Here is a 20351-nt window from a genome sequence, read left to right on the forward strand (position 1 = left end):
AAGGGCGTACGGCTCGGAAGCGCGGGCGCCGCGGGGTGCGGGTCCGCCGAGTCGTACGCCCTCGGAAGGGGGTGGGTCAGGCGTCGGTCTTCGAGGGCGCCGTGCCGGACTGGTGGGCGCCCTCCACGCGCGCGAGGGCGGCGTCCACGGCCGCGTCCTCCTTGGCCTTGTTGGCGCCGCCCTGGGTCTTCACGATCACCCGGATCACGCCGATGAAGAAGACGGCCATGACGGCCGGGGGCAGCAGCGCGGAGACGTAGTCCATGGATCCAGGGTAGCCACGTCAGCCCGCGGCGAGCTGCTGGGGGTTCGCCGGTGGTGGCGGGGCCGGCTTGCGGCGCGGGAAGACCTCGCCCGGGGTGGGGATCGGGCGGGAGGGCTTGGGGGTGCCGGGGGCGGGGGCCGGGGCGGGCTTGGGAGGCGCCGGCTTGCGTGCGGGCTTCTTCTCGGGCTGCTTCTCCGGGCCGTCCGCAGCGGCGTCACCGGGGGCACGGCGGCCACCGGGGATCACCAGGAGACGGGTGCCGGTGCGGGAGCGGGAGCCGGGAACGGCGGCCACCGGGGCGGGCACGGCGGCCACCGGGGCGGTCGTGCAGCGGTCCAGGAGGGCCGCTGCGGCGGGATTGCCGCGCAGGGCGCGCAGGGCGGCGACGTCGTCGGGGAGGGGGCGGTAACCGGCACCCAGGGCCTCGTCGAGGAGTGCGAGGTAGCCGGCGGCGGTGCCGGGGAGGGCGGCGCGGTACCGGCCCAGGTCGGCCACGAGGAAGGCGCGCAGCCTGGCCCCCTCCCGCAGCGCCTCGTCGAGCGACTCTGCGAGACGGAGACAGTCCTGGACGTCGTCGGCCGAGGCGGGGGTGGGGTGGAGGGCGAGGGCGAGAGCGCGGCGGAGCACACGCAGCTCCTCCACGCCGAACGCCATGCCGCCGCGGGATCCGTATGGCGTGGGCATGCGGCGACGATACGCGCTAATCAGACAAATTGCGCATAGGGGGCGGGTGTGGCGTGGGGGACCACTCGTCTCGCCCAGAGCACCCGCCCGCCCCTCGGCACCTCACATGCGCGACACGTTCCGCTCGTACACCAGCCGCAGCCCGATCAGCGTCAGCCACGGTTCGTGCTCGTCGATCACCGACGACTCGCCCAGCACCATCGGGGCCAGCCCGCCCGTCGCGATGACCGTGACGTCGTCGGGGTCCTCCGACAGCTCGCGGGCCATGCGGTTGACGACGCCGTCGACCTGGCCGGCGAAGCCGTAGATGACGCCCGACTGCATCGCCTCGACCGTGTTCTTGCCGATGACGCTGCGGGGCCGCGCCACCTCGATCTTGCGGAGCTGGGCACCGCGGACACCGAGGGCCTCGACGGAGATCTCGATGCCGGGCGAGATGACCCCGCCGACGTACTCACCGCGCGCGCTGACGGCGTCGAACGTCGTCGCCGTGCCGAAGTCGACGACGATGGCGGGGCCGCCATAGAGCTCGACCGCCGCGACCGCGTTGATGATGCGGTCCGCGCCGACCTCCTTGGGGTTGTCCATGAGGATCGGCACACCCGTCTTGACGCCCGGCTCGACGAGGATCGCGGGCACGTCGCCGTAGTAGCGGCGGGTCACCTCGCGGAGCTCGTGCAGGACCGAGGGGACGGTGGCGCAGATGGCGATGCCGTCGATGCCGTCGCCCAGCTCGTCGCCGAGGAGCGGGTGCATGCCCATCAGGCCCTGGAGGAGGACGGCCAGTTCGTCGGCCGTGCGGCGCGCGTCCGTGGAGATGCGCCAGTGTTCGACGATCTCGTCGCCGTCGAACAGGCCGAGCACGGTGTGGGTGTTTCCCACGTCGATCGTCAGCAGCATGACCCCTACCGCCCCTACTCCGCCGGCCGCAGGTCCAGGCCGATGTCCAGGATCGGCGAGGAGTGGGTGAGGGCTCCGACGGCGAGGTAGTCGACGCCGGTGTCCGCGTACGCCTTGGCGTTGGCGAGGGTGAGGCGGCCCGAGGCCTCCAGGGCGGCGCGGCCGCGGACGACGGCGACGGCCTCCGCGCACTCGCCCGGCGTGAAGTTGTCCAGCAGGATCAGGTCGGCACCGGCGTCCAGGACCTCGCGGAGCTGGTCCAGGGTGTCGACCTCGACCTCGATGGGCACGTCCGGGAAGCGTTCGCGTACCGCCTGGAAGGCCTGGGCGACACCGCCCGCGGCGACCACGTGGTTGTCCTTGACGAGTGCCGCGTCCGAGAGGGACATGCGGTGGTTGACGCCGCCGCCGCAGCGGACCGCGTACTTCTCCAGGGAGCGCAGGCCCGGCGTGGTCTTGCGGGTGTCGCGGACCCTGGCCTTCGTGCCGTCCAGGACGTCCGCCCACGCGCGCGTGGCCGTCGCGATGCCCGACAGGCGGCACAGGATGTTCAGCGCGCTGCGCTCGGCCGTGAGGAGGTCGCGGGTGCGGGTGGTGACGGAGAGGAGCTTCTGGCCGGCTTCGACGCGGTCGCCGTCCTCGGCGTGGCGCTCGATCTCCAGCTCCTCCTCGCAGACCACCGAGATGACCGCCTCGGCGACGCGCAGGCCGGCCACCGTGCCCGCCTCGCGTGCGGTGAAGTCGGCCGTGGCCACGGCGTCCTCGGGGATGGTCGCCACCGTCGTCACGTCCACGCCGTGGGCCAGGTCCTCCTGGAGCGCCACGTTGGCGATGTCCTCGACCTCGACGGGGTCGAGACCGGCGTCGGCGAGGAGCTGGGCGAGCGCGGGGTCCAGGCCGCACTCCAGGTATGCCTCGCCGTCCGCGCCACAGGCGCAGCCGTCGCCGCAGCCTCCGGAGGAGGCGAGGGGAAGGTCGGGGGTGCTCACGTCGGTCACTGCTCCTGGGGGGCCTGGGTGGGGAGGGTCGGGGGGAAGTCTGTGGTGTCCGTGGTGCTCACGGCCAGCGTGCGGTCCGGATTCAGGGTCACGACGATGTGGCGCCGCCAGGCGGTGTCGTCGCGCTCGGGGCGGTCCTCGCGCCAGTGGCAGCCCCGGGTCTCCTCGCGCAGCAGGGCGGCGGCGACCAGGACGCGGGCCACGCACAGGAGGTTGGTGGCCTCCCAGGTGTCGACGCCGGCCTCGGCCGTCTTGCCGTGCTCGGCGAGGGCCTCCCGGGCGTCGGTGTGCAGGCGCTGGAGCTGGTCGGCGGCCTTGGTGAGGGACCCGGCCGAGCGCAGGACGCCCGCGCCGCCGGTCATGATCCGCTGGATCGTGAAGCGGGCCTCGGGGGTCTGCAGCGGGTGCTCGGGGATCTCCGGGTGCGGGACCGGCTGGGGCACGCGCGCGTGCAGGCCGTTCGCCACGATGTCGGCCGCGATGCGCTCGGCGTAGACGAGGCCTTCGAGCAGGGAGTTGGACGCCAGCCGGTTGGCTCCGTGCACGCCGGTGCAGGCGACCTCGCCGCACGCGTAGAGGCCGGGGACGGTCGTACGGCCGTGGGAGTCGGTGCGGACGCCGCCGGAGGCGTAGTGGGCGGCCGGAGCGACCGGGATGGGGTCCGTGACCGGGTCGATGCCGTGGGCGCGGCAGGAGGCCAGGATCGTCGGGAAACGGTGCTCCCACATCTCCGCGCCGAAATGCCGGCCGTCGAGGTACACGTGCTCGGCGTCCTGCTCCAGCATGCGGCGCAGGATGCCCTTGGCGACGATGTCGCGGGGGGCGAGTTCGGCGAGTTCGTGCTGCCCGACCATGAAGCGCACACCGTCGGCGTCGATCAGGTGGGCGCCCTCGCCGCGCACGGCCTCGGAGACCAGGGGCTGCTGGCCCTCCGCGTCCGGGCCCAGGAACAGCACGGTCGGGTGGAACTGGACGAACTCCAGGTCGCTGACCTCCGCGCCCGCCCGCAGCGCGAGCGCCACGCCGTCGCCGGTCGACACCGAGGGGTTGGTGGTGGCGGAGAAGACCTGGCCCATGCCGCCGGTCGCGAGGACCACCGCGGGGGCGTGGACGGCCCCGACGCCGTCGTGCTGGCCCTCCCCCATGACGTGCAGGGTCACACCGGCGGTGCGGCCCTCGGCGTCCGTGAGGAGGTCCAGGACGAGCGCGTTCTCGACGGTGCGCATGCCCCGCGCGCGGACGGCCTCGACCAGGGCGCGGGAGATCTCGGCGCCGGTGGCGTCACCGCCGGCGTGCGCGATACGGCGGCGGTGGTGGCCGCCCTCGCGGGTCAGTTCGAGGTCGCCCTCGGAGGACTCGTCGAACCGGGCGCCGGTCTCGATGAGGCGGCGTACGGCGCCGGGGCCCTCGGTGACCAGGAGCCGGACCGCGTCCGCGTCGCAGAGGCCGGCGCCCGCGACCAGGGTGTCGTCGAGGTGCTGCTCGGGGGTGTCGCCCTCGCCGAGCGCCGCGGCGATGCCGCCCTGGGCCCAGCGGGTGGAGCCGTCGTCGAGACGGGCCTTGGTGACGACGACCGTCCTCAGGCCCGCGGCCTCGCAGCGCAGGGCGGCGGTCAGGCCGGCGACCCCGGAGCCGACGACGATCACGTCCGCGGTGATGGACCACCCGGCGGCGGGCGCGTGCAGTCGTATGCCTGTGGTGGTCACGAGGCGGCTCCGAAGCTGGTGAAGGTGAGCGGGACGTTGTCGATCAGCCGGGTCGCCCCGACCCGGGCGGCGACGGCGAGGACCGCGTCGCCGGTGAAGTCGTCCCCGATCTCGGTGAAGTCGGACGGGTCCACCAGGGCGAGGTAGTCCAGCGCGAGCGGCGGTTCGAGGCGGGCGGCCTCGTCCAGGACCTGGCGGGCGGCGGCGCGGACGGCCGCCGGGCCGCCGGGGACGGCCGTCGCCACGGCGTGCGCGTCGGCCGCCGCACGGGACTCCCCTATGGCGCTGAGCGCCTCGGCACGCGCGCGCGTGGCGGGCACCTCGCGCGCCCGGGCCCGCAGTGCCTCCTGCGCGGCATGCCGGTCCTGGCCCGCGAACAGGGCACCGGACAGGGCGAGGGCGGTGCGCCGCTCGGCGGCCGACAGGTAGCGGTTGCGGCTGGACAGGGCCAGGCCGTCCTCCTCGCGGACGGTGGGCACCCCGACGATCTCCACGCCGAAGTTCAGGTCGCGCACCATGCGGCGGATCAGGGCGAGCTGCTGGGCGTCCTTCTGCCCGTACAGGGCGACGTCGGGGCGGGTGAGGTGCAGCAGCTTGGCGACGACGGTGAGCATGCCGTCGAAGTGGCCGGGGCGGGAGGAGCCCTCCAGGCGCTCGCCCATGGGGCCGGCGGTGATGCGGACCTCGGGCTCGCCGCCGGGGTAGACCTCGTCCACGGAGGGCGCGAACACGACGTCCGCGCCCGACTGTCCGGCGAGCTCGATGTCGGCGTCCAGGGTGCGCGGGTAGCGGTCGAGGTCCTCGCCCTTGCCGAACTGGAGCGGGTTGACGAAGACGGTGACGACGACCTCGCCGTCCGGCCCGGCGACGCTGCGCGCGGTGCGGATCAGCGTGGCGTGGCCCTCGTGCAGCGCGCCCATGGTCATCACCACCGCGCGGCGGCCCGCACGCACGCGTGCGTGCAGGTCGGCGGCGGTGCTGAGGAGGGTGGTGGTCATCGGGGGTCCCCTTCGCTGCCGTCGGTGCCGTCGGTCCCGTCGGCGAGTACCCCGAGGAGATCCTCGGCCAGTTCCGGCTTCAGCAGGCCGTGGGCCAGGGCCCGGTCGGCGGTCGCGCGGGCCATCGCCAGGTACCCGGCGACGGTCTGGGGGGCGTGCCGGCGCAGCTCCGTGACATGCGCGGCGACCGTGCCCGCGTCGCCGCGCGCGACCGGGCCGGTGAGGGCCGCGTCGCCGGAGCGCAGGGCGTTGTCCAGGGCCGCGCCGAGCAGCGGGCCGAGCATCCGGTCGGGGGCCGTGACGCCGGCCGCGCTCAGCAGCTCCATGGACTGGGCGACCAGCGTGACCAGGTGGTTGGCGCCCAGGGCGAGCGCCGCGTGGTAGAGCGGCCGGTTCTCCTCGGCGATCCACTCCGGCTCGCCGCCCATCTCGATGACCAGGGCCTCGGCGGCCAGGCGCAGTTCCTCGGGGGCGGTGACGCCGAAGGAGCAGCCGGCCAGCCGCTGGACGTCCACGGGCGTGCCCGTGAAGGTCATCGCGGGGTGCAGGGCGAGCGGCAGGGCGCCCGCGCGCAGGGCCGGGTCGAGGACTCGCGCCCCGTACCGGCCGGAGGTGTGCACGAGGAGCTGCCCCGGCCGGACGGATCCGGTGTCGGCGAGGCCGGTGACGAGGTCGGGCAGGGCGTCGTCGGGGACGGTCAGCAGCACCAGGTCGGCCCGCTTCAGGACCTCGGCGGGCGGCATCACCGGCACGTCGGGCAGCAGGTGCGCGGCGCGGCGCCGGGAGGCGTCCGAGACCGCGGAGACGGCGACCGGGCGGTGCCCGGCGAGCTGCAGGGACGCCGCGAGCGCGGGCCCCACACGGCCGGCGCCGACGACGCCGACGGTGAGCCGCGCGGGGCGGTCCTTGGGGTCTGGCTGTGGGGTTGTGTTCACTCGACGGCGGCCTTCCCGTTCCAGTCCGCTCCGGGTACCGGACGATTTCTCGTCATGTTAACGCGATCGGTTCGAGGGACGTTCGTCGTCCACAGGCTGTGCATGCCCGTGCGGCATTCCCGCCGGGGCGTCCGGAAATGCGGGCGTCCGGAAATGCGGATGCCCTGCCGCCCGCGCGCGCGGCAGGATCCGGGGCATGACGGATACGGCGGAACACGACGACCGGGTGACGGACGAGGACCGGGCCGCCCGGCTGCGCGAGCGGCGGCTGGCCGCCCATCACGGGGCCCGGCGGGTGTTCGCGCGCTTCGGCTTCCACCGGACCCTCCGGGAGCGCCTGGCGCTGCTGGAGGAGGCGGCGGACGTTCACGACCTCGACCAGTTGTCCGACGTGTACGGCGACGGTGTCGTCGAGGCGCTGGAGACGAAGGTGGCCGGGCTGCTCGGCACCGAGGCCGCCGCGTTCTTCCCGACGGGCACGATGGCCCAGCAGGTGGCCCTGCGCTGCTGGGCGGGCCGCACCGGGAACCCGGCCGTCGCCCTGCACGCGCTCAGCCATCCCGAGGTGCACGAGCGGAACGCGTTCAGCGAGGTCGGCCGGCTGCGGCCGGTGCGGCTGACGAGCGAGCCGCGGTTGCCGACCGCCGCCGAGGTGCGCGACTTCGAGCCCTTCGGGGCGCTGATGCTCGAACTGCCCCTCAGGGACGCCGGTTTCGTGCTGCCCTCCTGGGAGGAACTCACCGCGGTCGTCGAGGCCGCGCGGGACCGGGACGCGGTGGTGCACTTCGACGGGGCCCGCCTGTGGGAGTCCACGGTCCACTTCGGCCGCCCGCTGGAGGAGATCGCGGGCCTGGCGGACAGCGTCTACGTGTCGTTCTACAAGGCCCTGGAGGCCTTCGGCGGCGCGGCGCTCGCGGGCCCGAGGGAACTCGTCGAGGAGGCGAAGACCTGGCGGCACCGGTACGGCGGGATGGTCTTCCAGCAGTTCCCCACGGTGCTGTCGGCGCTGGTCGGGCTGGAGCGGCAGCTGCCCCGGCTGCCGGAGTACGTGGCTCACGCGCGCGTGGTGGCCGCCGCGATGCGCGAGGCGTTCGCGGCGGCCGGGGTGCCGTGGGCGCGCGTGCACCCGGAGGTGCCGCACACCCACGACTTCCAGGTGTGGCTGCCGTACGAGCCGGACGTCCTCGGGGAGGCGGCGGTCCGCATGGCCGAGGAGACGGGGGTCGTCCTGTTCGGCAACGGCTGGGACCGGGGCGGTCCCGGGCTGGCACTCACGGAGGTGCACGTGCGGGCCGACGGCCTGGAATGGAGTGCCGAGGACGTGAAGGCGGCGGTGGCGGAGTTCGCGGCCCGGCTGCCGGAACGGATCAGGTAGGGCGCCGCCACCGCCTCAGGGCGTCCCGGAGCCGGCGGCGGACCGGGCGGCCCGCCAGGGCGGCACGGAAGTGCCGTTCGTCGCGCCACTCCCGTACGACCTTCCAGTCGTCGGTGCCGGGGGCGGGCGGGCCGGGCTCGCCGAGGGACCGGGCGCGGTAGGTGTCGAGGAGGTACTGCTGCGTGACGCTCATGGTGAATCGCCTCTGCGGGACGGGGTGATGGAGGTCCGAAGGCTCCGCGGCTGCCCCGGTGGTCCCACCGTGCGTCCGAACCGTCAACGGCGTCGCGCCGATTGACGGGGCCCGTCAATCGGCGGGGGCGTTGTCGGTGGCCCGGTGCACCATGAGGGCATGAGCGTGCACATCGACATCGAGGGGCTGCGGCCCGAGGCGGTCGCCGTCGTGCCGTCGCCCCTGGCCGAACTCGGCATGGCCCTGCACGCGCTGTCCGAACCGGCGCACCACCCGGGCCTGCAGGGCTGGGTGACGGCGGTGACGGCCCGGCTCGACCCGCATCTGGCCGACCGGATGTGCGAGGCGGACTTCCTTTGGCGGACGACGTTCTCGGACCTGTTCCTGCCCTGGGCGGGCCTGCCGGACCGGCGCACGCTCCCGGGCGCGACCCTCGCCGAGGAGCTGGACCAGCTCGACAAGCTGTCCGACGAGCAGTTCGTGGACTCGGCACTGGAGTTCACGTGTGGCACCTGTTACGGCGAGTCCGGCTCGACGACGCTGTCCGACCCGGAGGCGCGGCGCCGGGCACTGGAGCTGGCCGCAGCGCGCGGTCCGCGGCAACTGCACTTCGGTGAGCGGCTGCTGGCGGACCCGCCCAGGATCCGGGCCTGGCTGCGGCAGTTCCTGCGGGACTGCGAGGAGGCGTTCTTCGCCGAGGCCTGGTCCCGGCTGCGCCACCAGCTCGCGGCCGACGCCCGGCACAAGACGGACCTGCTGCGGCGCAGGGGCCTGGCCGAGGGGCTGGCCGCGGTCTCGCCGGCGATCACGCTCGACGCCGCCGGCAGCCGGATCACGGTCGACAAGCTGGGCGACGGCCGTACGACCACGGGCGACGGCGGCCTGCTGCTCGTCCCGACGAGTCTCGGCTGGCCGCATCTGATGGTCCTGCACCGGCACGGCTGGCAGCCGGTGCTGCACTACCCGGTGGGCTCCCCGGAGCTCGCCGCACCGCAGGCGCTCGAACAGCTGGCCCTGCGGATGACCGCGCTGTCCCATCAGGTGCGGATGCGCATGTGCCGCCATCTGGCCCGCAGCGCGCACACCACCAGCGAGCTGGCGCAGGTGCTCGGCATGACGGCGCCGGAGATATCCCGGCACCTGGCCGTGCTGAAGAAGGCGGGCCTGATCACCACCCGCCGCCGCGGCCGCTACGTTCTGCACCAGCTGGACGTGACGGTGGTGGCCCGGCTCGGCAGCGAGTTCCTGGAAGGGATCCTCAGGTAACCGGCCCGGGCGGGCGGGTCAGCGGCCGAGGGGCAGCCCTACGCGCCGGCCGGCGCCGACGGGCGAGCACGGCCGGGTCGGCGCGGTCGGCCCGGCCCGGGCATGTCAGCCGTGCCCTCCGGCCCGCACCAGCCCCGTCTCGTAGGCCAGCACCACGACCTGCACCCGGTCCCGGAGCCCGAGCTTGGTCAGGATGCGGCCCACGTGCGTCTTCACGGTCGCCTCCGACAGCACCAGCCGCGCCGCGATCTCGCCGTTGGACAGCCCCTGCGCGACCAGCACCATGACCTCGCGCTCACGGTCGGTGAGCCGCTCCAGCTCCTTGTGCCGGGGCTGCTGGGTGCCCGGCAGCATCGGTGCGAAGCGGTCCAGCAGCCGCCGGGTGGTGGAGGGCGCGACCACCGCGTCCCCGCTGTGCACGGCCCTGATCGCGGTCAGCAGCTCGGCCGGCGGGACGTCCTTGAGCATGAAGCCGGAGGCGCCCGCCTTCAGCCCGGAGAAGGCGTACTCGTCGAGGTCGAAGGTGGTCAGGATGAGCACCTTCGGCGGGTCGGTGTCCGCGCAGATCCGGCGGGTCGTCTCCACCCCGTCGAGCTTCGGCATGCGGACGTCCATCAGCACCACGTCGACCTCGGTCGTCCGCAGTTCCTGGAGGGCCTCCACGCCGTCGCCCGCCTCCGCCACGACCTCCATGTCCGGCTGGGCGGCGAGCACCATCCGGAACCCGGTGCGCAGCAGCACCTGGTCGTCGACGAGCATCACGCGGATCGTCATCGGGCCTCTTCCATGTCGGGGTCGTTCACAGGGGTCGTTACGGGCGTTACAGGTGTCAGCGAGGGGCGTGCGGCGGCGTCAGTGCGCGGGTTTGAGCGGCAGCAGGGCACTGATGCGGAATCCTCCGCCCAGGCGCGGGCCCGCGTCCAGGGTGCCGCCGACCATACCGACCCGCTCGCGCATGCCGATCAGGCCGTGGCCCTGCCCGTCGAACCCGCCTTCCTCGTACAGCTCGTGCGGGGCGCCCTTGCCGTCGTCCTCGACGAGCAGGCCGAGGCCGTCGTCGAAGTAGACCAGGCGCACGCTCGCACCCGCGTTGGGCCCGCCGTGCTTGCGGGTGTTGGTGAGCGCCTCCTGCACGATGCGGTAGGCGGTGAGCTCGACGCCGCTGGGCAGCGGGCGGGGCGTGCCCTCGATCTTGAAGTCGACGGGCAGTCCGTGTCCGCGGCACTGCTCGACCAGGTCCTCGATCTGCTGGACGTCGGGCTGCGGTACGTACTCGCCGGCCTCCTGGTGCTCGCCGGTGCGCAGCACGCCGAGCAGGCGGCGCATCTCCGCCAGGGCCTGGCGGCCGGTGGAGGAGATGGTCTCCAGGGCCTTCTTCGCCTGGTCGGGCGCGGCGTCCAGGACGTAGGCGGCGCCGTCGGCCTGGACCACCATCACCGACACGTTGTGCGCGACGACGTCGTGCAACTCGCGTGCGATCCGGGCGCGTTCGGCGGCGACGGCGACCTTGGACTGCGCCTCGCGCTCCTTCTCCAGGCGGGCGGCCCTCTCCTCCAGCTGCGCGAAGTAGGCGCGGCGGGTGCGGATGGAGTCGCCGAGCACCCAGGCGAGGGCGAAGGGGACCGTCTGGAGGACCGCCAGAGCGATGTCGCCCGCGACCCCCGTCTGCTCGTTCGACCAGCGCAGCTGCGCCAGTGGGGCCGCGCACAGGCCTGCGACGAGCGCGAAGCGGGAGGCCCAGCGAGCCCCTTCCGCCGCGACCGTGTAGACGATCACGAGCATGGCGAAGTCGGCGGGCAGGATCGCGACGTCGGTGACCAGCTGCGCCACGCCGACCGCCGCCGCGAGCAGCAGCATCTTCTCCGGCATCCGGCGGCGCAACGCGACCACCAGGCTCAGCAGCACCGTGATCGGAACGACCACGGACCAGGGGCCGACCCGCTTGCCCGCCGCACCGCCCAGCACCGAAATCCCGAGGAGAACGACGGCCCAGGTGGCGTCGACCCACGTCGGGTGCCTGCGGAGGAAGTCATAGAGGCGCTGCACGTAACCCAGCGTAGGGAAGCGCGATAGGTGCAGGGGTCAACCGGAGGGCCGATCCGCACCGGGCGCGCGTACTCCCCAAGGTGGAGTTGCGTTCGTTGTGTCCACATAGTCTGGCCCGGTGACGGCAGGGACGAGGGACGAGCGGAACGAGTGGCAGGAGTGGCGCGGGTGGCGCGCGGCGGCGCAGGACGCTCTGTACGCGCCGGGTGGCTTCTACCGGCGCGCGGAGGGACCGGCCGGGCATTTCCGCACGTCCGTGCACGCGTCGCCGTTGTTCGCGGGGGCCGTGGCCCGGCTGCTGTGCCGGGTCGACGAGGCGCTGGGGCGGCCCGCGGTGCTGGACTTCGTGGACATGGCGGCCGGGCGGGGTGAGCTGACCAGCGGGGTGCTCGCCGCGCTCCCCGCCGACGTGGCGGCGCGGACGCGCGCGTACGCCGTCGAGATCGCCGAGCGGCCCGCGGGGCTCGATCACCGGATCGAGTGGCTGGCCGCACCCCCGGAAGGGGTGACCGGGCTGCTGTTCGCCAACGAGTGGCTGGACAACGTGCCCGTGGAGGTCGTGGAGGCGGACGCCGCCGGGGTCGCCCGGCTGGTCATGGTCCGGCAGGACGGGACCGAGCGGCTCGGGGAGCCGGTGGGCGGGGCGTCCGCGCGGTGGCTCGAGCGGTGGTGGCCGCTGCCGGGCGAGCAGGGGCTGCGCGCCGAGATCGGGCTGCCCCGGGACGAGGCCTGGGCCGGTGCGGTCGCGACGCTGCGGCGGGGACTCGCCGTGGCCGTGGACTACGCGCACACGGCGGGCACGCGGCCGCCGTTCGGCACGCTCACCGGGTTCCGGGAAGGCCGCGAGACCACGCCCGTCCCGGACGGCTCCTGCGACATCACGGCCCATGTCGCCCTGGACGCGTGCGCGCTCCCCGGCGGACGCGCGCTCCCCCAGCGCGAGGCACTGCACGCCCTGGACGTCACCGGCGCACGCCCCCCGCTGTCGCTGGCCGCCACCGACCCCGCCGCCTACGTACGCGCCCTCGCGAGCGCCGGTGAGGCCGCCGAGCTCACCGCGGCGGGCGGCCTCGGCGACTTCGGCTGGCTGGTGCAGCCGGTCGGGATCCCGGACCCGTTCCCGGGGTGAGCCCCTGTCGTCCCCGAGTGGGCCCCTACTTGTCGATGTCCCCGACCACGAAGAACATCGACCCCAGGATCGCCACCATGTCCGCGACCAGCGTCCCCGGCAGCAGCTCCGTCAGCGCCTGGATGTTGTTGTACGACGCCGAGCGCAGCTTCAGCCGGTACGGGGTCTTCTCGCCCTTGCTGACGAGGTAGTAGCCGTTGATGCCGAGGGGGTTCTCGGTCCAGGCGTACGTGTGGCCCTCGGGCGCCTTCAGGACCTTCGGGAGCCGCTGGTTGACCGGCCCGGGCGGCAGCTCGGCCAGCCGGTCGAGGCAGGCGTCGGCCAGGTCCAGCGCGTTGTGCGTCTGTTCCAGGAGGCACTCGAAGCGGGCGAGGCAGTCGCCCTCCTGCCGGGTGACCACCTTCAGGACGTCGCCCAGCTCGCCGTAGGCGAGGTACGGCTCGTCCCGGCGCAGGTCGAAGTCGACGCCCGAGGCCCGCCCGATCGGCCCGCTCACCCCGTACGCGTGCACGGCCTCCGGCGTGAGGGTGCCGACACCCCGGGTCCGGCCCCGGAAGATCTCGTTGCCGAGCACCAGGTCGTCGAACCGGTCCATCCGGGACCGCACGTCGGCGACGGAGGCACGCGCGCGCGTGGTCCACCCGGCCGGCAGGTCCTCCTTGAGGCCGCCCACGCGGTTGAACATGTAGTGCATCCGCCCGCCGGAGATCTCCTCCATGACGTGCTGGAGCTCCTCGCGCTCCCGGAAGGCGTAGAAGATCGGGGTGATCCCGCCGAGCTCCAGCGGGTACGAGCCGAGGAACATCAGATGGTTGAGCACCCGGTTCAGCTCGGCGAGCAGCGTGCGCAGCCACACCGCGCGCTCGGGCACCTCCATGCCGAGCATCCGCTCCACGGCGAGGACCACACCCAGCTCGTTGGAGAACGCCGACAGCCAGTCGTGCCGGTTGGCGAGCATGATGATCTGGCGGTAGTCGCGTGCCTCGAACAGCTTCTCCGCGCCGCGGTGCATGTAGCCGATCACCGGCTCCGCGTGCCTGATGCGCTCGCCGTCCAGGACGAGCTTCAGCCGCAGCACGCCATGGGTGGAGGGGTGCTGCGGCCCGATGTTGAGCACCATGTCGGTGCTCTCCGCGGCGCCGCCGATACCGACCATGGTCTCCGTCGTAGGAGTCATGGACACAGTCTCTCCTACGTACGCTGACCCCATGGATACGGGGAGTCCGCACCAGGCGGGGCAGGGCGGGACACAGGGCACGGCCGAGGCGGCCGGGGGTGAGCCGGCGTGGATCGCGCTGCCGCCCGGTCTGCTGAGGATGCGCCGGCTGCTGCTGGTCGTGTGGCTCGGGCTGATCGCTCTGGCGGCCGGGCTGCTGCCGGGGCTGCTGGCCGGTCCCGTCTGGGCCGCCTTCGCCCTGCCGCCGCTGGCCCTGTTGGCCTGGGGCTGGGTGATGACCGAGCGCAACTGGCGTTCCTGGCGGTACGCCGAGCGGGCCGACGACCTGCTGATCAGCCGGGGCGTGCTGTGGCGCGAGGAGACGGTCGTGCCGTACGGGCGGATGCAGCTGGTCGAGGTCACGTCCGGGCCCGTCGAGCGGCACTTCGGGCTGGCCAGCGTGCAGCTGCACACGGCCGCCGCCGCCACCGACGCGACCATCCCGGGCCTGGACCCGGCCGAGGCGGAACGGCTGCGCGACCGGCTCACCGAGCTGGGCGAAGCCCGGTCGGCGGGGCTGTGACGGCGCCGGAGGCCGCCGAGGCCTCGGAGGCCGCCACCGAGGTGGCCGAGCGGCGGCTGCACCCCGTCACACCGCTGCGCCGCGCCTGGGCGCCGGTCGCCGTGCTCATCGGCTGGGCCGTGCACGATCCCGACGGGGCGCAGCGCCATCTGACCCGGCTGACCACGACGACACTGCTGATCGGCCTCGCCGTGCTCGTACCGGCCGCCGCCCTCTACGGCTTCTGCTCCTGGTGGTTCACCCACTTCGCGGTGACCGGGGCCGAACTGCGCATCCGTACCGGGCTCGTCTTCCGGCGCACCGCGCACATCCGGCTGGAGCGGATCCAGGCCATCGACATCACCCAGCCGCTGCTGGCCCGGGTCGCGGGCGTCGCCAAGCTCAAACTCGACGTCATAGGCACCGACAAGAAGGACGAGCTGGCCTTCCTCGGTGCGGACGAGGCACGGACGCTGCGGGCCGAACTGCTCGCCCGGGCGGCCGGTTTCGCACCCGAGACCGCCCACGAGGTCGGCGAGGCCCCGTCCCGGCGGCTGTTGCGGGTGCCGCCCGGCGTGCTCGCCCTGTCGCTGGTGCTGACGGGCGCCACCTGGATGTCACTGGCCGCGGCGCTCGTCGTCCCGCCGGTGCTGTGGCTGGCCACCCACAGCCTGTGGACGGTTCTCGCGGTCGCCCTGCCGCTGCTGGGCACGGCGGGCGCGAGCAGCGTGGGGCGGTTCGTCGCCGAGTACGACTGGACGGTGGGCGAGTCGCCCGACGGGCTGCGCATCGACCACGGGCTGCTGGACCGGGCCCACGAGACGGTGCCGCCGGGGCGCGTGCAGACCGTGCGGATCGTGGAACCGCTGCTGTGGCGGCGGCGCGGCTGGGTGCGGGTGGAGCTGGACGTGGCCGGATCGTCCAACTCCGTGCTGGTGCCGGTCGCTCCGCGCGAGATCGCCGAGGACGTCGTCGCGCGCGTGCTGCCGGGGGTGAGCGTGCCGGGGCCCGCGGCGCTGTCGCCGGCACCGAGCAGGGCCCGGTGGTGCGTGCCGCTGTGGTGGCGCGGGTACGGACTCGCCGTCACCGGCGCGGTGTTCGCGGCCCGGTCCGGGCTGCTGCGACGGAGCTTGGCGCTGGTGCCGCACGCCAAGGTGCAGAGCGTGCGGATGACGCAGGGGCCGTGGGAGCGGGCCCGGGGCGTCGCCGACGTGTGTGTGGACACCGGCGCGAACAAGACGGTGCGGGCCCGGCTGCGGGACGCCGGTGAGGCGCGCGAGCTGCTGGCGGCACAGGCGGAGCGGTCCCGGACGGGGCGCAGGGACGCGCGGCCCGACCGCTGGATGGCGTGACGGCCGGAAAGACGGAGGGCCCCCGGCCATGACCGGGGGGCCCTTCGTCACCACAGGCCTCAGGACACCGCGCTGCGCAGTCCCTGTACGTCGATCTGCTCGGTCTCGTCGTGCGCCGTCAGGTCGATGACCTGGCCGATGCCGCGCGACTCCTCGTCGGCCGGCTTGTAGCGGGCCTCGGTCTCGGCCTTGTGCAGGGCGAGCGCCTCCTGGCCGACGACATCGGCGAGGTCCTCGTTCTGCACGGCCTCCAGGGCCGCCGGGGACGTACCGGCCTTCGTGCCGAAGAAGTCGAACCCGCCCCCGGCCGGCGGACGCCGAACCGGCGACTGCGGCGGAACGGCCACGGCGGTCGGCACGGTGTAGTGCCCGGAAGGCCGGCCGACGGGCTGCTCGGCCCGGGCCGGCTCCTCGGGGCGCACGGACCGGCCCGGAGTGGTGGGCTGTTCGGCCGGGGCCGACTGCTCGGGGCGCACGGACCGGCCCGGGGTGGTGGGCTGTTCGGCCGGGGCCGACTGCTCGGGGCGCGCGGGTTCCGGGAGTTGCCCTGTCTCGGTCTCGCCGGCCGGCACGGGGGCCGCGGCCTCGTCGGCCAGCACGGTTCCAGCCGCCGGCACGGTCGTCTCGGCCGCTGCGCGCTCGTGGCCGTCGGCCGCCTCGGACCGCTCCCGCTCCTCGTCCTCCCGGGCCTGCTCCCGCTGCTCCGCCTGCTCCCGCTCCGGCTCCTGCGCGGCCTCCGGGGCCTCGTCCTTGTCCTCGTCCTCGTCCTTCGGCACGCCGTCGCCGTCGCCGCCGCCGTCCGGGTCCGGAACCGTCTCACCGTCGAACCGGGCGAGTGCGGCCGCGGCCCGCAGGAACAGCCGGGAGCCCTCCGGCGAGAACACGGCGGGCACCGCGGGCTGCTCCTCGACGCCGAGAGCGGCGGGCGCGGCAGGCGCCTCGTCCGCCTCCGGCGAAGCCTCCACCGCGTCCGACGCCCCCGCCGGCAGCGCGGCCCGGACCGGAGCCGTCGCCTCTATCTCGAGGACCCGGCGATCCTCCAGGACGCTCGCACGCTCGGCCTCCGCCGTGGCGTACCGGCGCAGCAGCGCGGCGTGCTCGTTGCGCAGTCCGGCCAGTTCCGTGCGCTTGGCGCGCAGCCGCTGCTCCAGCTTCGCGCGCAGCTCGCGCGACTCCTCGAGGTCGGCCTCCAGTTCGGCCACGCGTTCCTCGAAGCGCCACTCGTCGCTCGCCCGCGCGCGCGTGAGGTCGGCGACGCGCTTGCCCGCCTGGGTGTCCCAACGGCGCAGTACGACCGCGCCGATGACCGCCGTCGCCGCTGCGGCCGCGGCCAGAGCGCGGAGCACCATCGGCTCCGTGAACACCCAGGGCCCCAGGGCGCAGACGAGGGAGACGCCTGCGATCGCCGACGGGGGGAGCATCCTGTGCAGGGGCGGGGAATGGCGGTGACGTCCACGTGGCATGGCCAGAAACTTACCGCGCGTAGGCGAATCATGGTGACCCACCCCGCAAAAACAAAGCCGTACCGAAACGTTCACACCACTTCAGAACTCGGGAACAACCGGAATCGATCGCTCACCCAATTCCCAAGATCGTTTTCATGGCCCGCTCAGCCGCTCGCTCATCCACTCCAGCGCCGCCGGAATCTCGCGCCGCCAGGTGTTGAAGTTGTGCCCGCCGCTATCGAGGATGATCGACGAGATCCGCGTCCGCCCGGTGCCCTCCACCCGCTCGATGAACCTCAGCGTGTCCTTGTAGTTGGTCTCTCCCTGTTTGCTGCTGCTGACCAGCAGGGAGGTATCGGGAGCGGGCTCGTGCCGGAGGTACCACTGCAGATCCGCGCGATTGCGCAGCGCCTTGTCGCCCTGGAAGAGATCGCCTGTCGTGGCGTCGAGCGGCGCCTTGTAGTAAGCCGACAGACCGGCCCCGGCGGCGTACACACCGGGATGGTGCAGGGCGATCTTCAACGCGCAGTAACCCCCCGTGGAGTTGCCGATGATGCCCAGACCGCCCGGCTTTTCCGCCACCCTGTAGTGCGAGCGCAACGCGTCGGGGAGATCCTTCGCGAAGAACGACTCGGTCTGCGGGCCGCCCGGGATGTCGACGCACTCGGTGTCCCGGGGCGGTGCCACGGTGGGCCGCAGCATCACGAGGATCATCGGCTTCGCCCGGCCCGCCCGGGCCAGTTCCAGAGCCGTACGCGGATAGCGGAGCTTCTCCACCAGCGCCGACGCCGTGCCCGGATAACCCGTCAGCACGACGGCGGTGGGAAACCGGTGCGTGCGGTACCGCGGCTGGAAGTACTCCGGCGGCAGATAGACGTACGCGGGCGTGGCGATGTGCGTCGTACGGCCCATGATGCCGACCCGCTGGACCCGGCCGCCGGACCCCGGCAGCGCACCGCCCGCCCCCGGCACCCGGCGTGAACCGAGCACCTCCAGCGGACCGCCGCCCGGCGTGTGGTCGACGACCACGCCCTGGTCCTTCTCCTGCCCGAACAGGTCCGCCCAGCTCGCGTAGAACCCGAAGGACTGGTTGGCGGCCAGGCCCACGGCGGCGAACAGCGCCACCTGGGTGCCCAGCAGCAGGACGACCCGCCCGCTCACGGCACGCAGACTGCGCCGGGCCAGCCGTGGCCACAGCCGGACCGTGCCGGCGAACAGCAGCACGGCGGACAGCACGGCCAGCGCCAGCACCTCGTTGCTCGTCAGACCCATGGGTCGGTCACCTGTCCGCACTCTCCGTCCGGGCCCGTCCCCCTCACACCTTCGCAAGGGCTTGTCCCGGACTTTCCTAGGCCTTTGAAACGCCTTTGACGTGGGGAGTGAACCTCTCTCCCCGAGACACCGTCCTAGAGGGCGCAATGTCGCCGGATGCCCGAAACGGCACCGGATCCAAGGTCTCTCGCAGAACTACGGGATGCGATGTCTGTCAGGACAGATGAGGAAATGTCGGGTGGGGTTCCGCGTCGCAGCAGCGGCACGGCCCACCCGGGCCGGATGAGCCGGATACTGAGCGGGCCACGCCCCGAGGCCGTCCCCGTCCTCGTCGGCAGAGCCTGCGCCCTGGTGGGCGTCCTGGACATCGCCGCGGGCGTCTTCCCCCGCTTCCGGCACAGCAAGATGCACGCCATCGCCGAGGTCCTGCCCGGCGCGCTCGGCCCGTTCGCGGCCGCCCTGTCCCTCAGCACCGGCGTGCTGTTGCTGCTGCTCGCCCACGGCCTCAAGCGCGGCAAGCGCCGGGCCTGGCGGGCCGCGGTGGCGCTCCTGCCCGCCGGTGCCGTCGCCCAGTTCACCTACCGGCACTCGCTCGTGGGTGTGCTGATCTCCCTGCTGCTGCTCGCGCCCCTGCTGCGCCACCGCGACCAGTTCAACGCCCTGCCCGACCCGCGCAGCCGCTGGAAGGCACTCGCCAACTTCGTGCTCATGAGCGCCGGTTCGCTCGCGCTCGGACTGCTCGTCGTCAGCGTCCACAGCGGGCGCATCATCGGCGACCCCAGCCTCGCCGACCGCATCACCCACGTCATCTACGGCCTGTTCGGCTTCGAAGGCCCTGTCGACTACCGGGGCGACACCTCCTGGACCGTCGCCTTCTCCCTCGGCGCCCTCGGCCTGCTCACCGCCGTCACCACCATCTACCTGGCCTTCCGCCCCGAGCACCCGGCCGCGCAGCTCACCGAGGAGGACGAGGCCCTGCTGCGCGCCCTGCTGGAGAAGCACGGGCGCCGCGACTCCCTCGGCCACTTCGCGCTGCGCCGCGACAAGGCCGTCGTCTTCTCCCCCAGCGGCAAGGCGGCGGTGACCTACCGTGTCGTCTCCGGCGTGATGCTCGCCAGCGGCGACCCGATCGGCGACGTCGAGGCCTGGCCCGGCGCCATCGAACGGTTCATGGACGAGGCCAGGGCCCACTCCTGGACCCCCGCCGTCATGGGCTGCTCCGAGACCGGTGGCGAGGTGTGGACCCGCGAGACCGGGCTCGACGCCCTCGAACTGGGCGACGAGGCGGTGGTGGACACCGCGGATTTCTCCCTCGCCGGCCGCGCGATGCGCAACGTGCGCCAGATGGTCAAGCGCATCGAGCGCGCCGGTTACGAAACCCGGGTACGACGTGTCCGTGACCTCGGCGAGGCCGAGCTGGAGCGCATCCGCCGCGCCGCCGACGACTGGCGCGGCACCGACACCGAACGCGGCTTCTCCATGGCCCTCGGCCGCGTCGGCGACCCCGCCGACGGCGACTGCCTCATCGCCACCGCCCACAAACAGGACGACCACCCCGGCCCCTACGGCGACCTGAAGGCGATCCTGCACTTCGTGCCCTGGGGCACCGACGGCGCCTCCCTGGACCTGATGCGCCGCGACCGCTCGGCCGACCCCGGCATGAACGAGCTGCTCATCGTGGCCGCCCTCCAGGCCGCCCCCCGGTTCGGCATCACACGCGTCTCCCTCAACTTCGCCATGTTCCGCGCGGCGCTGGCCCGCGGCGAGAAGATCGGCGCCGGCCCGGTGCTGCGCGCCTGGCGCGGACTGCTGGTCTTCCTCTCCCGCTGGTTCCAGATCGAGTCCCTCTACAAGTTCAACGCCAAGTTCCAGCCGCGCTGGGAGCCCCGCTTCGTCGTCTACCGCGCCCCCGCCGACCTGCCCCGGATCGGTTTCGCCGCCATGCAGGCCGAGGGCTTCGTCACCCTCGCCCTGCCCCTGCCGCGCTTCCTGCGCCGCCGGCGCCTGGCCACCCCCCGCCCCTGCGCCCACGGCGCCCCGGCGGAACGGGATGTCCGTGCGGCGTGACC

The 20351-nt window shown here is 73.7% G+C and carries 19 protein-coding genes; 6 read left to right on the forward strand and 13 right to left on the reverse strand.

What is annotated here, in order from left to right; genetic code table 11:
• Nucleotides 1–76: 76 nt before the first annotated feature.
• The 7 genes from ABTX60_RS22235 to ABTX60_RS22265 all read right to left on the reverse strand — a co-directional run bounded on the left by ABTX60_RS22235 (nt 77) and on the right by ABTX60_RS22265 (nt 6486).
• The gene (locus tag ABTX60_RS22235; protein ID WP_352098738.1) at nt 77–265 is read right to left on the reverse strand and encodes a hypothetical protein; all 189 of its coding nucleotides are present in this window, start codon (nt 263–265) and stop codon (nt 77–79) included.
• An 18-nt stretch (nt 266–283) separates the two neighbouring features.
• Complete coding sequence (locus ABTX60_RS22240; protein ID WP_352098739.1) at nt 284–949, reverse strand: hypothetical protein; 666 nt, start codon at nt 947–949, stop codon at nt 284–286.
• 102 nt (nt 950–1051) lie between these two features.
• Nucleotides 1052–1849, reverse strand: a complete 798-nt coding sequence (locus tag ABTX60_RS22245) for a type III pantothenate kinase (protein ID WP_031110806.1) — start codon at nt 1847–1849, stop codon at nt 1052–1054.
• A 14-nt stretch (nt 1850–1863) separates the two neighbouring features.
• A complete protein-coding gene (gene nadC / locus ABTX60_RS22250; RefSeq protein WP_352098740.1) occupies nt 1864–2838 on the reverse strand; it encodes a carboxylating nicotinate-nucleotide diphosphorylase in 975 nt (324 codons plus the stop codon).
• A gap of 5 nt (nt 2839–2843) precedes the next feature.
• Nucleotides 2844–4553, reverse strand: coding sequence for an L-aspartate oxidase (locus ABTX60_RS22255; protein WP_352098741.1), 1710 nt, complete (start codon nt 4551–4553; stop codon nt 2844–2846).
• Nucleotides 4550–5551 carry a pantoate--beta-alanine ligase gene (gene panC / locus ABTX60_RS22260; RefSeq protein ID WP_352098742.1) on the reverse strand — a complete coding sequence of 334 codons (1002 nt, stop codon included), beginning with the start codon at nt 5549–5551 and terminating at the stop codon, nt 4550–4552. Before panC ends, ABTX60_RS22255 begins: the two co-directional genes overlap by 4 nt.
• Nucleotides 5548–6486: a Rossmann-like and DUF2520 domain-containing protein gene (locus ABTX60_RS22265; protein WP_352098743.1), complete on the reverse strand. Its 939-nt coding sequence runs from the start codon at nt 6484–6486 to the stop codon at nt 5548–5550. Before ABTX60_RS22265 ends, panC begins: the two co-directional genes overlap by 4 nt.
• A 196-nt stretch (nt 6487–6682) precedes the next feature.
• Here ABTX60_RS22265 and ABTX60_RS22270 point away from each other — a divergent pair, with 196 nt between their 5' ends.
• On the forward strand, nt 6683–7861 hold the full coding sequence (locus ABTX60_RS22270; protein ID WP_352098744.1) for a threonine aldolase family protein: 1179 nt from the start codon (nt 6683–6685) through the stop codon (nt 7859–7861).
• Here the strand turns inward: ABTX60_RS22270 and ABTX60_RS22275 are convergent.
• Nucleotides 7854–8054, reverse strand: coding sequence for a hypothetical protein (locus ABTX60_RS22275; RefSeq protein WP_352098745.1), 201 nt, complete (start codon nt 8052–8054; stop codon nt 7854–7856). The two genes, ABTX60_RS22270 and ABTX60_RS22275, sit on opposite strands and share 8 nt — an antisense overlap.
• A gap of 159 nt (nt 8055–8213) precedes the next feature.
• Here ABTX60_RS22275 and ABTX60_RS22280 point away from each other — a divergent pair, with 159 nt between their 5' ends.
• Nucleotides 8214–9320: a DUF5937 family protein gene (locus ABTX60_RS22280; RefSeq protein WP_352098746.1), complete on the forward strand. Its 1107-nt coding sequence runs from the start codon at nt 8214–8216 to the stop codon at nt 9318–9320.
• A 105-nt stretch (nt 9321–9425) separates the two neighbouring features.
• On the opposite strand, the gene ABTX60_RS22285 is transcribed toward ABTX60_RS22280, so the two are convergent.
• Together ABTX60_RS22285 and ABTX60_RS22290 are read right to left on the reverse strand one after the other, a co-directional pair.
• On the reverse strand, nt 9426–10094 hold the full coding sequence (locus ABTX60_RS22285) for a response regulator transcription factor (RefSeq protein ID WP_053669760.1): 669 nt from the start codon (nt 10092–10094) through the stop codon (nt 9426–9428).
• 78 nt (nt 10095–10172) lie between these two features.
• On the reverse strand, nt 10173–11366 hold the full coding sequence (locus ABTX60_RS22290; protein ID WP_352098747.1) for a sensor histidine kinase: 1194 nt from the start codon (nt 11364–11366) through the stop codon (nt 10173–10175).
• Between the two features lie 118 nt (nt 11367–11484).
• On the opposite strand from ABTX60_RS22290, the gene ABTX60_RS22295 reads away from it, so the two are divergent.
• The gene (locus tag ABTX60_RS22295; RefSeq protein WP_352098748.1) at nt 11485–12495 is read left to right on the forward strand and encodes an SAM-dependent methyltransferase; all 1011 of its coding nucleotides are present in this window, start codon (nt 11485–11487) and stop codon (nt 12493–12495) included.
• Nucleotides 12496–12520: 25 nt separating this feature from the next.
• Here the strand turns inward: ABTX60_RS22295 and ABTX60_RS22300 are convergent, their stop codons facing one another.
• Entirely contained in the window at nt 12521–13672 is a 1152-nt protein-coding gene (locus ABTX60_RS22300; protein ID WP_352098749.1) for an NADH-quinone oxidoreductase subunit D, read from the reverse strand.
• A gap of 31 nt (nt 13673–13703) precedes the next feature.
• On the opposite strand from ABTX60_RS22300, the gene ABTX60_RS22305 reads away from it, so the two are divergent.
• Together ABTX60_RS22305 and ABTX60_RS22310 are read left to right on the forward strand one after the other, a co-directional pair.
• The gene (locus ABTX60_RS22305) at nt 13704–14234 is read left to right on the forward strand and encodes a PH domain-containing protein (protein ID WP_352098750.1); all 531 of its coding nucleotides are present in this window, start codon (nt 13704–13706) and stop codon (nt 14232–14234) included.
• A complete protein-coding gene (locus ABTX60_RS22310; RefSeq protein ID WP_352098751.1) occupies nt 14231–15565 on the forward strand; it encodes a PH domain-containing protein in 1335 nt (444 codons plus the stop codon). The genes ABTX60_RS22305 and ABTX60_RS22310 overlap by 4 nt, the downstream gene beginning before the upstream one ends.
• A 59-nt stretch (nt 15566–15624) precedes the next feature.
• Here ABTX60_RS22310 and ABTX60_RS22315 read toward each other — a convergent pair whose 3' ends face one another.
• Both ABTX60_RS22315 and ABTX60_RS22320 read right to left on the reverse strand, forming a co-directional pair.
• Nucleotides 15625–17028 (reverse strand): hypothetical protein, encoded by a 1404-nt coding sequence (locus tag ABTX60_RS22315; RefSeq protein WP_352098752.1) that lies wholly within the window; start codon nt 17026–17028, stop codon nt 15625–15627.
• Nucleotides 17029–17163: 135 nt separating this feature from the next.
• Nucleotides 17164–18282 carry an alpha/beta hydrolase gene (locus ABTX60_RS22320; protein WP_352098753.1) on the reverse strand — a complete coding sequence of 373 codons (1119 nt, stop codon included), beginning with the start codon at nt 18280–18282 and terminating at the stop codon, nt 17164–17166.
• Nucleotides 18283–18513: 231 nt separating this feature from the next.
• Here ABTX60_RS22320 and ABTX60_RS22325 point away from each other — a divergent pair, with 231 nt between their 5' ends.
• Nucleotides 18514–20349, forward strand: a complete 1836-nt coding sequence (locus tag ABTX60_RS22325) for a phosphatidylglycerol lysyltransferase domain-containing protein (RefSeq protein ID WP_352098754.1) — start codon at nt 18514–18516, stop codon at nt 20347–20349.
• Nucleotides 20350–20351 lie beyond the last annotated feature (2 nt).

It is taken from the genome of Streptomyces sp. NPDC126510, assembly GCF_040302345.1.
Classification (GTDB): domain Bacteria; phylum Actinomycetota; class Actinomycetes; order Streptomycetales; family Streptomycetaceae; genus Streptomyces.

Excerpts from the sequence above, each read along its gene's own strand:
- ABTX60_RS22275 (WP_352098745.1), bottom strand. The coding sequence starts at position 8,054 with ATGAGCGTCACGCAGCAGTACCTCCTCGACACCTACCGCGCCCGGTCC.
- ABTX60_RS22245 (WP_031110806.1), bottom strand. The coding sequence starts at position 1,849 with ATGCTGCTGACGATCGACGTGGGAAACACCCACACCGTGCTCGGCCTG.
- ABTX60_RS22300 (WP_352098749.1), bottom strand. The coding sequence starts at position 13,672 with ATGACTCCTACGACGGAGACCATGGTCGGTATCGGCGGCGCCGCGGAG.
- ABTX60_RS22240 (WP_352098739.1), bottom strand. The coding sequence starts at position 949 with ATGCCCACGCCATACGGATCCCGCGGCGGCATGGCGTTCGGCGTGGAG.
- ABTX60_RS22305 (WP_352098750.1), top strand. The coding sequence starts at position 13,704 with ATGGATACGGGGAGTCCGCACCAGGCGGGGCAGGGCGGGACACAGGGC.
- ABTX60_RS22320 (WP_352098753.1), bottom strand. The coding sequence starts at position 18,282 with ATGGGTCTGACGAGCAACGAGGTGCTGGCGCTGGCCGTGCTGTCCGCC.
- ABTX60_RS22270 (WP_352098744.1), top strand. The coding sequence starts at position 6,683 with ATGACGGATACGGCGGAACACGACGACCGGGTGACGGACGAGGACCGG.
- panC (WP_352098742.1), bottom strand. The coding sequence starts at position 5,551 with ATGACCACCACCCTCCTCAGCACCGCCGCCGACCTGCACGCACGCGTG.
- ABTX60_RS22280 (WP_352098746.1), top strand. The coding sequence starts at position 8,214 with ATGAGCGTGCACATCGACATCGAGGGGCTGCGGCCCGAGGCGGTCGCC.
- ABTX60_RS22325 (WP_352098754.1), top strand. The coding sequence starts at position 18,514 with ATGTCGGGTGGGGTTCCGCGTCGCAGCAGCGGCACGGCCCACCCGGGC.
- ABTX60_RS22235 (WP_352098738.1), bottom strand. The coding sequence starts at position 265 with ATGGACTACGTCTCCGCGCTGCTGCCCCCGGCCGTCATGGCCGTCTTC.
- ABTX60_RS22315 (WP_352098752.1), bottom strand. The coding sequence starts at position 17,028 with ATGCCACGTGGACGTCACCGCCATTCCCCGCCCCTGCACAGGATGCTC.
- ABTX60_RS22285 (WP_053669760.1), bottom strand. The coding sequence starts at position 10,094 with ATGACGATCCGCGTGATGCTCGTCGACGACCAGGTGCTGCTGCGCACC.